Origin of the sequence: Leucobacter sp. USHLN154, assembly GCF_037145595.1 — a bacterium.
In the GTDB taxonomy this organism is placed as follows: Bacteria; Actinomycetota; Actinomycetes; order Actinomycetales; family Microbacteriaceae; genus Leucobacter; species Leucobacter alluvii.
This window is the reverse complement of record NZ_JBBCXF010000007.1, coordinates 168438-182400: the sequence shown is the minus strand read 5'-3', so window position 1 is coordinate 182400 and position 13963 is coordinate 168438. Positions and strand designations below refer to the sequence as shown.

At 68.2% G+C, this 13963-nt stretch carries 12 protein-coding genes; 3 read left to right on the top strand and 9 right to left on the bottom strand.

Annotated features, from left to right (window positions below; all coding sequences use genetic code 11):
- Positions 1–94 precede the first annotated feature (94 nt).
- From lysA to WFH23_RS13385, 3 genes are all read right to left on the bottom strand, one after another.
- Positions 95–1429 (bottom strand): diaminopimelate decarboxylase, encoded by a 1335-nt coding sequence (gene lysA / locus WFH23_RS13395; protein ID WP_336662895.1) that lies wholly within the window; start codon positions 1427–1429, stop codon positions 95–97.
- Between the two features lie 285 nt (positions 1430–1714).
- A complete protein-coding gene (locus WFH23_RS13390; RefSeq protein ID WP_090149984.1) occupies positions 1715–3235 on the bottom strand; it encodes an APC family permease in 1521 nt (506 codons plus the stop codon).
- A gap of 168 nt (positions 3236–3403) precedes the next feature.
- On the bottom strand, positions 3404–5029 hold the full coding sequence (locus WFH23_RS13385) for an aminotransferase class I/II-fold pyridoxal phosphate-dependent enzyme (RefSeq protein WP_442918755.1): 1626 nt from the start codon (positions 5027–5029) through the stop codon (positions 3404–3406).
- 134 nt (positions 5030–5163) lie between these two features.
- Between WFH23_RS13385 and WFH23_RS13380 the strand changes: the two genes are divergently transcribed.
- The gene (locus tag WFH23_RS13380) at positions 5164–6099 is read left to right on the top strand and encodes a LysR family transcriptional regulator (protein ID WP_090149987.1); all 936 of its coding nucleotides are present in this window, start codon (positions 5164–5166) and stop codon (positions 6097–6099) included.
- 248 nt (positions 6100–6347) lie between these two features.
- Here WFH23_RS13380 and WFH23_RS13375 read toward each other — a convergent pair whose 3' ends face one another.
- On the bottom strand, positions 6348–7415 hold the full coding sequence (locus WFH23_RS13375) for a TerC family protein (RefSeq protein WP_336662894.1): 1068 nt from the start codon (positions 7413–7415) through the stop codon (positions 6348–6350).
- Positions 7416–7677: 262 nt separating this feature from the next.
- On the opposite strand from WFH23_RS13375, the gene WFH23_RS13370 reads away from it, so the two are divergent.
- Together WFH23_RS13370 and WFH23_RS13365 are read left to right on the top strand one after the other, a co-directional pair.
- Positions 7678–8166: a MarR family winged helix-turn-helix transcriptional regulator gene (locus WFH23_RS13370; RefSeq protein ID WP_336662893.1), complete on the top strand. Its 489-nt coding sequence runs from the start codon at positions 7678–7680 to the stop codon at positions 8164–8166.
- The gene (locus WFH23_RS13365) at positions 8163–8873 is read left to right on the top strand and encodes a hypothetical protein (protein ID WP_336662892.1); all 711 of its coding nucleotides are present in this window, start codon (positions 8163–8165) and stop codon (positions 8871–8873) included. Before WFH23_RS13370 ends, WFH23_RS13365 begins: the two co-directional genes overlap by 4 nt.
- 60 nt (positions 8874–8933) lie before the next feature.
- Here WFH23_RS13365 and WFH23_RS13360 read toward each other — a convergent pair whose 3' ends face one another.
- The 5 genes from WFH23_RS13360 to WFH23_RS13340 form a co-directional block, all read right to left on the bottom strand.
- Complete coding sequence (locus tag WFH23_RS13360; protein ID WP_336662891.1) at positions 8934–10514, bottom strand: hypothetical protein; 1581 nt, start codon at positions 10512–10514, stop codon at positions 8934–8936.
- On the bottom strand, positions 10511–11140 hold the full coding sequence (locus WFH23_RS13355) for an ABC transporter ATP-binding protein (RefSeq protein WP_336662890.1): 630 nt from the start codon (positions 11138–11140) through the stop codon (positions 10511–10513). The genes WFH23_RS13360 and WFH23_RS13355 overlap by 4 nt, the downstream gene beginning before the upstream one ends.
- A gap of 174 nt (positions 11141–11314) precedes the next feature.
- Positions 11315–12274: a Ppx/GppA phosphatase family protein gene (locus tag WFH23_RS13350; RefSeq protein WP_336662889.1), complete on the bottom strand. Its 960-nt coding sequence runs from the start codon at positions 12272–12274 to the stop codon at positions 11315–11317.
- A 22-nt stretch (positions 12275–12296) separates the two neighbouring features.
- A complete protein-coding gene (locus WFH23_RS13345) occupies positions 12297–12506 on the bottom strand; it encodes a hypothetical protein (protein WP_211648589.1) in 210 nt (69 codons plus the stop codon).
- Positions 12503–13906 (bottom strand): glycosyltransferase family 2 protein, encoded by a 1404-nt coding sequence (locus WFH23_RS13340; RefSeq protein ID WP_336662932.1) that lies wholly within the window; start codon positions 13904–13906, stop codon positions 12503–12505. Before WFH23_RS13340 ends, WFH23_RS13345 begins: the two co-directional genes overlap by 4 nt.
- Positions 13907–13963 lie beyond the last annotated feature (57 nt).

The window sequence follows — 13963 nt, the reverse complement described above, 5'->3', positions numbered from 1 at the left end:
CTCTACCCCGGAACGCCCGCGAACTCAAAACGAGGCGGTGACGTGCGCGGCCCGCGCGCGTCGCCGCCTCGATTCGACAGCGGTTCGCCGCGGACTACCCCTCGAGCGCCGGCGCGTGCAGCGCCAGCAGTTCTTCGTACGTCTCGCGCCGAGCCACCAGGCGGGCGGCGCCGTCGCGCACGAACACGATCGCGGGCTTGAGCGCACCGTTGTAGTTGTTCGCGAGGGTGTACCCGTACGCACCGGTCGTCGCAACGACGGCGAGGTCGCCGACGCGAGCCTCGGGCAAGGGTGCACGATCGACGAGCAGGTCGCCCGATTCGCACTGGCGACCGACGAGCTGCGACGTCTCCGTCCAGGGATCGAGCGCTCGGTTGCCGAGCAGCGCTTCGAAGCGCTGGCCGGTGAGGGCGGCATCCATCTGGTCGGCGAGGCCTCCGTCGACGGCGACGAACGTGCGACCGGTGCGCTTCACCGTGGTGACGCGGTACAGCGTGACACCGGCGCGCGCCACGATGGCGCGTCCGGGTTCGATCATGATGCGGGCACCGGACGGCAGGTGCGCGCGAGCCGCCGCCACGATCGTGTCGAGGTATGCGTCGACCGACGGCGCGACCTCGTCGTAGGTGTATTTGACGCCGAGCCCGCCGCCCACATCGTAGACGTCGAACTCGCCGGCCGTCGAGATCTTCGCAACGGCCTCGCCGAACTGCTCGACGTCGAGGATCTGCGAGCCGATGTGCAGGTGCACGCCCTCGAATTCGAGGAGGGGGTGCGCGCGCATGCGTTCGATGGCCGCGAGCGCCTGGTCCATCGGGAGTCCGAACTTGGAGTCGGCCCCACCCGTCGCCTGGGAGGCGTGGGTCTTCGCCTCGACGCCCGGAATCACGCGCAGGAGGAGCTTCTGGGGCTTCGTGAGCAGGCGCTCGAGTCGATCGAGCTCGTCGGTGTTGTCGACGATGATCGTGTCGACTCCGGCGTCGATGGCCATGCGCAGCTCGGCGTCCGTCTTCGCATTGCCGTGGAAGTGCAGCTTCGACGGAGACACTCCGGCTGCGAGTGCGAGGCGCAGCTCTCCCCCGCCGGCGATGTCGACCGACAGCCCCTCTTCAGCAGCGACCCGGTACATGCCGACGGCCGGGAACGACTTCGACGCGAACAGCACCTCCGAAGCGGGCCACCGCGCATTGAGGCCGTCGATGAAGCGCCGGATCTGTCGGCGCAATCCGGCCTCGTCGTAGACGTACAGCGGCGTACCGTACTGCTCGGCGAGCTCGGTCACGGGCACTCCGCCGAGGTGCAGCACGCCAGCTTCGTCGACGGCGGATTCCTCTGGCAGGATCGACCAGAGCTCACCGAGCCGGTTCCCCTCAGGGGTGGGCTGCGAGAGGACGGGGGTCGACGTGGAAACGCGAGGTACTGCGGTCATCTGGGTACTCCAAAGATCAGGTCGGGATTCGACCGGTGGGCGCTGAGGCGCGCTGAGTCGCCTCGAAACAGTGGGATTGGGCACGGCGCTGATCGCGCTACACGTACCCCGTCCACGCCTGCAAACGGCCGACCGGCGGCGAGGCCGATCGGCCGCGCTTCGCGACTCGCATCCGCTCCTCCTGCATACGCTCCATCTTGTCTGGCGCCCCGTGCACGGTCAACTCGCGCCGAACGTCGCCCCACCGGCACGAGGCAGCGAAGCCGCGGGCCGGCCGGTGAGCGGCTACTTGTGCGGCGCCACGCGATCCTCGGACTCCTCGAGCTCCCCGCCGTCGTACAGCTCCCCTTCAGAGGAACCGAGCCGGTAGCGCCCGGGCCCGACGAGCACGATCATGCCCGTATCGATGCGACGCCCGAGCACCGAGTTCTTGCGGCCGGTGAAGTAGTACCAGACGAGCACGAGCGCGGTCCAGATGGCGAACACGATGATCGTGATCGGGCGCAGATCCTTGATGATCCAGAGGCAGCCGATGATCGACAGAATCGGGATGACGGGATACAGCGGCACCTTGAACTTGCGCTCCAGATCCGGTTCGCGATGGCGCAGCACCATGACCGCGATCGATACGACGGTGAAGGCGGCCAGTGTTCCGATCGACGTCATCTCGGCCAGGAAGTTGATCGGCAGCACACCGGCGAGGATCGCGACGATGACCGACACGATGATGGTGTTGGCGATCGGGGTACCGGTGCGCGGGTTGACCCTGCTGAAGATCTTCGGCGCCATGCCGTCGCGCGACATGGTGAAGAGGATGCGCGTCTGGCCGTAGAGCACGACCAGCGTCACGCTGAAGATCGAGATGACGGCGCCCGCGGCGACCACTGTGCCCGGCCACGAGGCTCCGACGATGTTCTCGAGGATCGCCGAGAGTCCGGCACTCTGGCCGTCGAAATCCTCGGTCGCCTGCGCACCGAGCGCGGTCACGGCGACGAGCACGTAGACGGTCGTCACCAGGATCAGTGCCGTGATCAACGCGATCGGCAGGTTGCGGCGCGGGTTCTTCGCCTCATCGCCGGCGGTGGCGACGGCGTCGAGGCCCACGAACGAGAAGAAGATGATGCCGGCGCCGGTCATGATGCCGCCGAGCCCGAACGGCGCGAAGTTGGCGAAGTGGTCGATGTTCCAGCCCGTGATGCCGACCGCGACGAAGAAGAGCAGCACTGCGATCTTGATGACGACCATCACCGTGTTGGTGACGACGGAATGGGTGGTGCCGCGAATGAGCAGCAGGCAGCAGAGCGCGATGAGGATCACCGCAGGCAGATTGATGATGCCGCCCTCTTCAGGCGCGTACAGCAGCTCGGGCGGGAACTGGAATCCGAAGAGATTGTTCACCAGCTGGTTCACGTACTGCGACCAGCCGACCGCGACAGCGGCGGTCGAGACGCCGTATTCGAGAAGCAGGCAGGCGGCGACGCCCATCGCCGGCAGCTCGCCGAGCGTGCTGTAGGCATAGGAGTAGGAGGATCCGGAGACCGGCACGGAGCTCGCGAGTTCCGCGTAGCACAGTACCGAGAGGCCCGCGACGAGCCCGGCGATGATGAACGACCAGATGACCGCCGGCCCCGCGATCGGCACGGCCTCGGAGAGAATGAAGAAGATGCCGGTGCCGATGGTGCCGCCGACGCCGATCATGGTGAGCGGAACGAGCCCGATGCTGCGCTTCAGCTGACTCCCGCTCTCACCCCCGTCGCGTGGAACGGGCTTGACTCGGAAGAGCTGCTGCCGCAGAGAGCTTGCCATACGTGTCTTCTCCAGACTTCGTTGTCACTGGGCCCCGAGGGCCCGGTCATTCGTCCCTCGGTGCTCGCGCAGTGAGGGTTCCTGGTCTTCCAGGAGATGCTCGGATCTCGAGCAATCCGCGGCGGTGGGCCGCGAAGTCAGAGCGGCGCCGTCGCAGGCGCCGCGGGGTCAGCCGCCGGCCAGTACTCGGAACCGATCGACCGCCGGGTCGATCGCGCCGCGCACGTAGCCGGTCGGAGAAGCCGCGACCGCCTGCAGAAAGGCTACCGCTTCCTCGGTGATCTCTTCGCCGGGCATCACGTTGGGGATCCCGGGCGGGTACGCGGCGAGCGTGTCAGCCGAGACACGGCCCACAGCCTCGGTCGCGCTCACCACTTCGGTCGCGCCGAAGAATCCGTCGCGCGGGCTGACGCGGTACGCGCCCGGTGCCGGCAGGCTCGGGAAGTCGTGGGCGTCGCCGGCAGCGGCCCGCTCGCGGTCGGCTTCGGGCGACTCGACGCTCGCCACGATCGCGGCGTACACGGCAGCGAAGTCATGCGACTTGCCCGCGCCGATCACGGCCACGATCGACGTTGCCGTCGACATCTCGAAGTACATGTCGTGGTGCTCGACGAGGTGCTGCCGCAACCAGTGCCCGCCGACGCCCGCTCCGCTCACGTCGATCGGCACGCGCAGCAGGTCGGTATCCACGATGTCGTCGAACCGGTCGAAGGTGTCGCTCACCACGGCGAACCGGGGGTCTTCGCGAAGGATCTCGCGGAAGCGGCGCGCTCCCGCGACCGAGCGCCCGATCGACTCCTCGCCCGTCGCGAGTGCGTGCCGGGCGATGTCGAGCGATCCGCGCAGCAGCGCGCTGGTCGACGTCGAAGCGGTCATGCTGAAGGCTCGTTCGATGAGCGGCTCGAGGCGATCCGCGAACGGACCGTCGCCCAGGTGCAGCATCGCCGACTGCGTCAATGAGCCCGCGAGCTTGTGCGTGCTCGAGATGACGACGTCGGCGCCGAGGCGTGCGGGCGATTCGGGAAGCTCTGGGTGGAATCCGAAGTGCGGGCCCCAGGCGCCGTCGACGATGAGCGGAGCGTTGTGGGCGTGCGCGACCCGCGCCAGACCCTGCACGTCTGAGACGGACCCGAAGTAGCTCGGCGAGATGACGTAGACCGCGTGGGCGGGGTTCCCAGCCTGTTCGGCTTCGACCAGCGCCGCTTCGAGCGCCGCGGGCGAGACGCCGTGCGCCATGCCGTGCTCCGCATCGACGTTGGGCATCACGTAGCTCGGCGTGATGCCGGCGAGCAGGATGCCGTCGCTGAAGCTGGAGTGCGCGCTGCGCTGCGCGAGGATGCGGTCGCCCAGACCGCGGGCCGCGAGTGCGATCGTGCGATTCGCCTGCGACGCGCCGTTCGTCAGGAACCAGGTGCGCTTCGCGCCCCAGGCGTCGGCGGCGAGCTCCAGGGCTCGGTCCAGGGGTGTCTGCTCCTGGCCGCGCGCGAGCAGGTCAACGCCGTCCATGAGCATGGGGATGTCGAGTCGGAGCGCGCGCTCGCCCAGGAAGCCGGCGAGTCGTCCGCTGAGATCGTCTTCCGTTCCTCCGTGCCCGGGCACCATGAGCTGCACCGAGCCTCGATCTGCGTACGCTTCGAGCGCGTCGGCGTAGGGCGCGGCGCTGTGATCCAGCCGGAAGCGCGGCGTCGGCTGCTGCTCAGCCGCTGCGCGCTGCTCCGACGGCATGATCGAGGCCCCGGCTCCCGAGAGCTCGGAGGGCGCGATCGTCTGTGCGGGAACATCGGTGTGCAGCATGGTTGCCATCATGACCGGGACCGGACGTGTGCGGAACCCCCGTCTCCCCTGTGATGCCACATACGTCGTATGTGAGAGGATCACTCGTGTGCCCGAGAGCACCACATGAGATAAGTGACTGGAGCAGTGCAGCGATGATCGATCTCCGACAGTTACAGGCGCTCCGCGCGGTGCAGCGCGAGGGATCCGTCACCCGCGCCGGGCGCGCGCTCGGCTGGAGCCAGCCGACGGTCGACTACCACCTGCGCAACCTGGAGCGGCTCGTCGGCTCCCCCGTGCTCGAGCGCTCCAAGCGCGGTTCGACGCCGACACCCGTCGGAGTGCTGATACTCGATCGGGGCCAGGAGATCCTCACCCTCACCGATCGCGCGCTGCGCGATGCGCGCGATCTCGCCCAGATGGGACGGGCGCGCCTGAAGTTCGGCACGTTTCCCACCGCTGCGGCGAAGCTACTGCCATCAGTCGTGTCCCAAGTCGCCGACCTCGGCATCGAGATCGACGCGGTACTCGAAGAGGTGGGTCCGCTCGTCGCGCACGTCAACGATCGCACTCTCGACGCCGCGCTGCTGTACTCGGTGCCCGGATACGAGGTGCCGCTGCGACCCGACATCGTGACCACCGAGGTGCTGCGCGATCCGCTGCTCCTCGCGCTCCCGGAGGATCATCCGCTCGCCGACCGCGCCTCGATCGACCGCGAAGCGCTCATGTCACTGCACGGTGAGCGCTGGCTGCTCGGCACGAGTCTGCACGACCCGATGGACTCGGTGCTCGTCGATGCGTTCGCCGCTGAGGGGCGCGCCCTCGAAGTCGCAATTCGAACCGATGACTTCCAGGTGATGCTCGGGATGATCGCCGCCGGCATGGTGATCGGGCTCGTCGCGAAACTCGCAGCCGGCCCCACGCACCCGGGCGTCGTGCTCCGCCCGATCGACGACCCGGCATTCGCGAGATCCGTGCTCCTGGCGGCCCCGCCTGAGGGGACCGGCGAGCAGCCGACGACGGCCGTGCGCCAGCTCGCCGTCGCGATCCGGCACGCGGTGGCGCTCAGCGAGCACCCAGCCGCCGGGTAGGGCCTGCGGCCTGCCGCGGCCCGCCCCCGCACGCTCGCGCCCCCCACCGCCTCCGTCTGCGCGAAAGCGCACTTCGGCACCCGCGCACCCTGGAAGCGAGCCGAAACCGCGCTTTCGCGGCTCGAATTCCGGCTACGCGGAGGAACAGCAGTGCCCCCTCGGTCGAAACCTCGAGGGCACTGCGCGCTTCAGGCTCAGCTTGCGTGGTCAGCGCGCGCGTTCACGCCGGCACTCAAGCACGAGCGGAGCTACTGCTCGTCAGCTGATCGCTGGCGCGCGGCGCGCGCATCGGCGATGTCGGATCCCGGGTCGGCTGCCCGGTCCCGTCGATCCTCGATGCGCTCGGCGGCCTTGCGGTCGCCTCGCGTCTTGCGAAGACTCAGGATGGTGGCGACGGCGATGGTCGCCGCGATGAAGAGCAGTGAGAACCAGATCGGAATCTCGGGCACCCAGAGCAAGGGCTCGCCGCCGTTGATGAACGGGAGCTCGTTGACGTGCAGCGCGTGGAAGACGAGCTTCACGCCGATGAAGGCGAGAATGACTGCGAGTCCCTGCGAGAGGTAGACGAGACGTTCGAGCAAGCCGCCGATCAAGAAGAACAGCTGGCGCAGCCCCATGAGCGCGAACGCGTTCGCGGTGAACACGATGTACGCCTCATTCGTGAGGCCGTAGATCGCGGGGATCGAGTCGACCGCGAAGATGAGGTCGATGAACCCGATCGCGACGATCGTGAGGAACATCGGAGTGAAGAAGCGCTTGCCGTCGATCTTGGCGGTGAGCTTGTCCTCGTGATACTCGTCGGTGACCGGGAGCACGCGGCGGACGAACTTGATGAACCGCCCGTTCGCCGGGTCGGCGTCGTGGTTCGCGAACGCCTGACGGTAGGCGAGGAAGAGCAGGAGCGCGCCGAAGACGTAGAAGATCCAGCTGAGGTTCTCGATGAGCGTCGCACCCACCGCGATGAAGGCGCCGCGCAGGATCAGCGCGATGATGATGCCGACCATCAGCACCTTCTGCTGGTACTTCTTCGGCACCGCGAACGCGCTCATCACGAGCAGGAAGACGAACAGGTTGTCGATCGACAGCGCCTTCTCCGTGAGGTAGCCCGCGAAGTACTCCGCTCCGAAGTTCCAGCCCGACGTGAAACCGATGCCGACGCCGAAGAGGAGCGCGAGGCCGATGTAGAACGCCGACCAGCGCGCAGACTCGCCGATGGTCGGCTCGTGCGGCTTGCGCACGTGCGCGAAGAACTCGTAGACGAAGAACGCGATCGTGACGAGGATCGTGATGATCCAGATCATGGGGGTGACCTGCATGGGGGCTCCTAGGGGTCGGTGGAGGACACCAAGGTCTCTTCCACCCCGATCGTGTCACGGATTCCGTGAGTTCGAGGCCAATAGCCCGAAGTACATCGATGCACTCGTATTGACGGGACTACTGCGGATGGGAATACTCCCCCTGCATCACCCACCTTACCGAACCCGCAGTGGAAATCGCACACATCGCGAACGTTGCGCAAGAGCCTGCACTGAAACAGCCTCATAGTGAAGGGAGGTAACAATGATGTAGAGTACCGATATGTCCCAGCCCGCCAGTTCACCGATGGCGACTCCGCCCCCCACTGTGCTCGATCGCGTGCTCGCCATCGGCCAGCTCCTGCAACGCGACATGGAGCGGAGTTTCGCCGGCACCGGTCTCACCACCTCGCGGACGCACCTCCTCTGGGTGCTGCACCACGCCGGCCCGTCGACGCAGCGCGACCTCGCCGCTGCGCTGGAGGTGAGCCCGAGGAACGTGACGGGCCTCGTCGACGCACTCGAATCGACCGGGTACGTCTCCAGAGAACCGCATCCCTCCGATCGCCGAGCGACCCTGGTGACGCTCACCGGCATCGGCAGAGGAGCGATGGAGCGAATGGCGGATCAGCACGCGGATCTCTCACGCGCACTCGTCGCAGATCTCGCACCCGATCATGCGGATGCGCTCCTCCGAGGGCTCGAGCACGTGGAAGGCGTCCTCGCGCGTCTCATCGCCGACGCCTCCCCCGAGGTGACGGAGGCGACGTGACACAGCCAGAAGATTCGACACCGGCGACGCCCCCACGATCCGACGCACGATCGTCCAATCGCCTGCGCACACGTCTCGCACGGCTCGCCCGGCAGGCCTGGCGCTGGGAGGTCGGAGTCTGGAGCAGCCTGTGGCGCTTCGCGGCGCGACGGCCGCGCGCCCCGAAGGGCGGGGTCGCGTTCGCGTATCACGCTCCGATTCGCTCGATCCTCGTCATCTTCATCGTGCTCTCGGCAGTGGAGATCCCGATCCTCGATCTCATCGCCCGCCCCTGGCCGGTGATTCGCATCACGCTGCTCGCAGCGGGCATCTGGGGACTCATGTGGATGATCGGCCTGCTCCTCGGGTTCATCACGCGCCCGCACACCGTCGCCCCCGGCGGGATCCGCGTGCAGGAGGGGCCGCAGCTCGGTCTCGAGCTGCGTTGGAGCGATATTCACTCCGTGGCCATCGTCGCCGATGTTGCGCACCCTCCGCCGAAGCCGCCCAGATTCACGAACAGCGACCGCGGCCGGATCCTCCATCTGCGCGTGCAGAACGAGACGAACCTCGAGATCGTGCTCAAGCACCCAGTCGAGGTGCGACTCCCGGATGCGACCGAAACGGCACGGATCGTGCGCTTCTGGGCTGACGAACCGCGCGCCATGCTCGAAGCGGCACGGCCCCACCTCGAAGGCACATCCGCATCACATGCAGCACAGTCCTAGCCGGTGCGCCAGCGCGGGCGCTCCAGCCGAGCGCTCATGCTCGTTCCCGACCCCAAGACCTCAGCCCGCGACCGTTCGCCGGCCTCTCCAGCGCGCAGCGCAGACGGCGGCCAGCAGGGAGCACGCGGCGATGCACCACGCCGGCGCGATCAACGCGAGCGGCGCCGTCGCACCGACCAGTGCGACGAGCACCACGCCGTCGATCGACCAGACGAAGCGCACCGCACCGCTCAGGTCGCCCTCCGGGGTGGGAATCGGAGCGAGCAGCCGCAGCGGCAGCGGACCTTTCAGCGCGTTGCTCGCCCGCGCAAGCACGGCGCACATTCCGACGATGGCGGAGCCGAGCACCGCGGCGAGCGGCGGCGCTCCGAGCAGGAATGCTGAGATGGAGGCCGCGATCACGCCGATCATCAGCACGGCGAGCACCGGGAAAACGGTGTGCAGTGCGAGCAGGTGGGCGTCGCCGACACCGTAGACGGGGAGATCGGTGGAGACAGCCGCGGCGTGACGAACGCCGTCGGTGAACGGACCGAGCGCGCCGAAGGCGAGCACTGCGGCGAGGGCGCTGAGTACCCCGAACCCGAACCCGGGCTCCGTCGCGCTGCTCGCGAGCGTCACTGCGACGCTGGCAGCGGCGACGCCGACCGCGCCCCCGGTCAGTCGTCCCGGCGTCCGCGCGGCACCGAGTACGTCGCGGATCAGGAATGTCCGTGCGAGTGCGACTCCGCGTCTCCCGCGTGGGCCCGCGCGCACCGCACGAACACGCCTTCCGGCCCAGGGGCTGCCGCGGTAGGTCGACAGCGCGGCGTTGAAATCCATGCCGTACGCGTGCACCGCGGAGGCCGCCCATCTCGCGGCCTGCGACTCGAGCACCTGAGTGTCCAGTCGCGCGAAGAGCGTCGGAGCGATCGACATGAGCACGAGGGCGAGCGCGCAGAGCAGGGTGAGCGGCACGAGCCAGGACGCGCCGACGGAGAGCTCCCCCGCGGAAAGCGCCGCCTCGCGCCAGAGCGCGGCGACCCATCCCCACGGCGTGAAAGGAGTCAGCGAGGGAAACGCGATCGTGATGCCCGTGAGGATCGCCAGAGCTCCGGACGAAGCTCTGGCCACCCGCGGTACCGCTTGCCCGGTGAGCCAGGCCAGCGTCGCGATGACGCCGACGCAGGCGCCGATGCACGCACCCAGAGAGGCGACCGCGAACAGGTCGAGGAGCGTCACTCCGCGCGCCACGCCGAGCAGCGTTCCGAGCGCTGCGCCGACCATCGCGGTCGTCGCAGTGAGCGCGGCACCCGCCCGCACGACGCTGCCGCCGAATGCCGAAATGCGCGACAGCTCGCTGCGCGCAAAGGTGTACGTGAGCAGAGGCGGACGCAGTGCCGGGCCGCGGAGACCGCCGAAGAGCAGCGCGAAGACCCACAGGCCGGCGACGCAGAGCCCGCCGACCAGCGGAGCCTCCGGCGCCACGAGCGCGTGCAGCACGTGCGGCTGCGAGACAGCACCCCAGAGCGCGCGCACCGCGGGGGCGACGAACGCGATCGCGACCATCACGCCGAGGTAACCGGCGTAGCGCCGGTCGCTGGGCGAACGAGCGTGCGAGGCGTTCCAGATGGCGAGGGCGGCGCGAGCCGGGCGGTATCTCATGCGGCGCCCTGCAGCCAGAGGGTACGGCCCCCGATGCCGGCTTCGAGCACGTCGCTGTGCGTCGCCACCACGACCGCAGCACCAGACTCGCGGCGCCGGTTGACGGCGCCGACAACCAGTCCGATGCGATCGACGTCCAGCCGCTGCTCGGGTTCGTCGAGCACGAGTGCATCAGACGGGCGGGCGAGCACGAGGGCGAGCCCGAAGAGCTGCGTCTGCCCCGACGAGAGTTCGTGCGGGAACCGTGTGGCGAGGGGGCTCAAGTCGAGCTCATCGAGCACGCGGCAGGTCAGCCGCTCGGCGTCCCGGCCCGACGCGGACCACGTCGTCGCGACGAGCAGCACATGATCGCGCACCGTGAGGTCGGGCGCGAGCGGCGGCATCCCGATCATGGCCGCGACGCTGCGCCGAGTGCGCGGGTCGCGGGACGCGGCGTCGCGCCCGTCGACGCTCACTGTGCCGCTCGACGGCGACCTCAGGCCTGCGACCAGTCGGAGCAGCGTCGACTTCCCCGATCCGTTCGCTCCGCGCACGACCACGGCGTCACCGCCCGCCGCTGCGAACGAGGTGGGACTCAGCAGCGTCACCTCACGCTCCCGAACCTCGGCATCCTGAACGACGATCATGCGTCCATCTTCGCAAACGCGGGCCCGAGTCGGATCTCTCGAACGGTTCTGCGCGGCACGTCGAACGAAAGCGCAGTTCGGCATGCGGGTCGGCGCACGATGGACCTCGACTGCGCTCTCGACGCACGACGGGCCGAGACTCCGGCGAGACACCTCGTCCGGCGACTCACCGGTTCAGGCCTCGGAGCGCACCGGCTCGGCGCCGCGGCCGTCGAGCGCGTCGATGTATCGCAGCACGATCCCCTCGCGCAGCGCCCACGGCGAGATCGTGAGCGTCTCGACTTCGAACACCTTCATCGCGGTGCGCAGCACCACGGCACCGGCCATGATCTGGTAGCCGCGCTCCGGAGTGATTCCAGGCAGGTACTCGCGCACCGCGCCGGGCATCTCGCGCAGGGAGGGCTCCCATTCGCGCAGGCCGACATAGTGCAACTGCGCGAGGTCTCCCGTCACCGGATCGGAGGGACCCCCGACGAGCCGGGCGAGTGAGCGGATCGTCTTCGACGTGCCGACCACGCGCTTGGGGCGAGGACGGTTGGCGAAGAGCTCGTCGCGCACCCTTGTGAACTCGGCTCGAGCGTGGGCGCGCAAGCGGGAGACCGCTTCGCGCGAGGGCGGATCCTCGGCGAGGAAGTTGATGGTGGATCGCCCGGCACCGAGCGGCAGCGACACCTGCACATCGGGGTACTCATCGGCGCCCTGAGCGATCTCGAAGGAACCGCCGCCGATGTCGAACAGCAGCACTTCTCCAGCTGACCAGCCCAGCCACCGACGCACCGCCAGCATGGTGATACGCGCCTCGTCCTCCCCCGACAGCACGTGCAGCACGATGCCCGTCTCGCGGGTGACGCGCGCCAGCACGTCCTCGCCGTTCGCCGCTTCGCGGATCGCGCTCGTCGCCGTCGAGATCAGGTCGTCGACGCCGATCTCCCGCGCGATCTCGGCGCATTCACGAATCGCTTCGACGATCCGCACCACGCCTTCCTCGGCGATGGCGCCGTCGGCGTCGAGGTAGCGCATGAGCCGCAGCACCGAGCGCTGCGAGTGGAACGGCACAGGGCTCGCGCCCGGATGGGCGTCGACGACGAGCAGGTGGACGGTGTTTGATCCGACGTCGATCACTCCAAGACGCATGGGGCGATTCTAGTGGGATCGGTCAGTCGGCCGCCTCCGGATAGATGCTGCGCGTCTCGGCCCGGCGATTGCGGCCGCTGCTCTTGCCACCGAACCTGATGATCGGAACGAGTTTCGAGACGCCGAGCACCACATAGATGAGCGTGTTGATCGCGACGACGGTGGCGAACACTCCGAACCAGTCGGAGTAGAGAATCTCCTCGGGGAACAATAGGCCTGTGCGGTGCATCAATGCGACTCCTGTTCGATCATGCTCGCCGTTCGCCCGGTGCCGTGCTCGACGTGCTTCCAGGTCGGTATCCGCCCGAGGGAGATCTCGAACACTCCCTTCAGGAAGGCGAGGTTCAAGAAGCAGTCGTAGACGAGCTCGGGGAAGATGAGTACCGCGAGCGCACGCGCGCGCCATCCGCCCCGCCAGACGGTGACCACGCGTTCGACGGCGAACACGAGGCCGATGCCGAGCCAAAACGGGAACCACACCCAGGAGTCCATCGCGGTGAGCATCAGGAACATCAATCCGAAGTAGGCGAAAAGCGCGAACACGCCGTACCCGATTGCGATCTGCTGCGCCCAGTACCTGACTGTCTGCGGCGTCACCCCGTACGCGCCCAGGTTCTCGAGCGCCCCGCGCTGCCACCGCAGCCGCTGCGCCCACAGCATGCGCCAGGTCGGCATGAGCTCCGTCGTCACCTGGCATTCGGCGGGAGAGACCATGAGGCCGCCGAGCGACTTGATGGCGATGGTGAGCTCATTGTCCTCGGTCAGCGCGAACGTATCGTACACCTCGCCGAGATTTCCAGGGATGGACGACCCGCGCGCGTTCGCGACCTCCCGCAGCGCGATCGAGCGGAACGCGGTTCCCGTTCCGGTGAGCACGAACACGCGCCCCTCGCGGCGTTCGATCTCACGCTGATATCTGAAGTACTCGTTGCGCTGGAACTGCCCCAGTACTCCGTGCCCGGCTTCGCCTTGGAAGAGTCCGCCGACGGCCATGAGGGCCCGGTCTGCGGTGAATCGCTGCACCGCAGTCGCGATGAACTGCGTGCTCAGCTGCGTATCGGCGTCCATGACGAGCACCGTGTCGTTGTCCCCCATCTGCGGGAGCTCCCGGGCGAGCACCTGGTTGAGCGCCCCGCCTTTCTTATGGACGTTCGCCGTCGTCTCGAACACTTCTGCGCCGAGACGACGGGCGACCGCCGCGGTCCCGTCCGTGCAGTTGTCGGCCACGACGATCACGCGGTCCGGCAGACGGTGCTGCTGCTGGAGGGAGGCGAGGGTCGCCGGCAGCGAGGCTTCCTCGTTATGGGCCGGGATCACGACCGTCACCGTGATCTCGCCGGCGAAGACGCCTCTCGACCGCGCCATGATAGCCTTGGGGGCGAGCGAGCGCTTCGCCACTTCGAGTGGCGTGCGGCGATAACGTCGCGACACCGCTCGCTCGGTGAAGACCACGATGAGCACGAAGGCCACCGCGGTCGCGAGGGCGATTGCCAGGACTCTCGGCGGGGGCAGCTCAGCGTTGTACATCACCGTCCACGCGCCGGCGAGCGTCAACCGCTCGGGCTGCCAGATCGATTCGGGGTGCGAAAGATCGACGCCCCACACGAGCACCGCCACCCCGGCCAGCACCATCACGATCACGAGCAGTCCGACACACCGCTGGAAAAACCCCCGCACTACGGCCCCCTT

Excerpts from the sequence above, each read along its gene's own strand:
- lysA (WP_336662895.1), bottom strand. The coding sequence starts at position 1,429 with ATGACCGCAGTACCTCGCGTTTCCACGTCGACCCCCGTCCTCTCGCAG.
- WFH23_RS13390 (WP_090149984.1), bottom strand. The coding sequence starts at position 3,235 with ATGGCAAGCTCTCTGCGGCAGCAGCTCTTCCGAGTCAAGCCCGTTCCA.
- WFH23_RS13385 (WP_442918755.1), bottom strand. The coding sequence starts at position 5,029 with ATGCTGCACACCGATGTTCCCGCACAGACGATCGCGCCCTCCGAGCTC.
- WFH23_RS13380 (WP_090149987.1), top strand. The coding sequence starts at position 5,164 with ATGATCGATCTCCGACAGTTACAGGCGCTCCGCGCGGTGCAGCGCGAG.
- WFH23_RS13375 (WP_336662894.1), bottom strand. The coding sequence starts at position 7,415 with ATGCAGGTCACCCCCATGATCTGGATCATCACGATCCTCGTCACGATC.
- WFH23_RS13370 (WP_336662893.1), top strand. The coding sequence starts at position 7,678 with ATGTCCCAGCCCGCCAGTTCACCGATGGCGACTCCGCCCCCCACTGTG.
- WFH23_RS13360 (WP_336662891.1), bottom strand. The coding sequence starts at position 10,514 with ATGAGATACCGCCCGGCTCGCGCCGCCCTCGCCATCTGGAACGCCTCG.
- WFH23_RS13355 (WP_336662890.1), bottom strand. The coding sequence starts at position 11,140 with ATGATCGTCGTTCAGGATGCCGAGGTTCGGGAGCGTGAGGTGACGCTG.
- WFH23_RS13350 (WP_336662889.1), bottom strand. The coding sequence starts at position 12,274 with ATGCGTCTTGGAGTGATCGACGTCGGATCAAACACCGTCCACCTGCTC.
- WFH23_RS13340 (WP_336662932.1), bottom strand. The coding sequence starts at position 13,906 with ATGGTGCTGGCCGGGGTGGCGGTGCTCGTGTGGGGCGTCGATCTTTCG.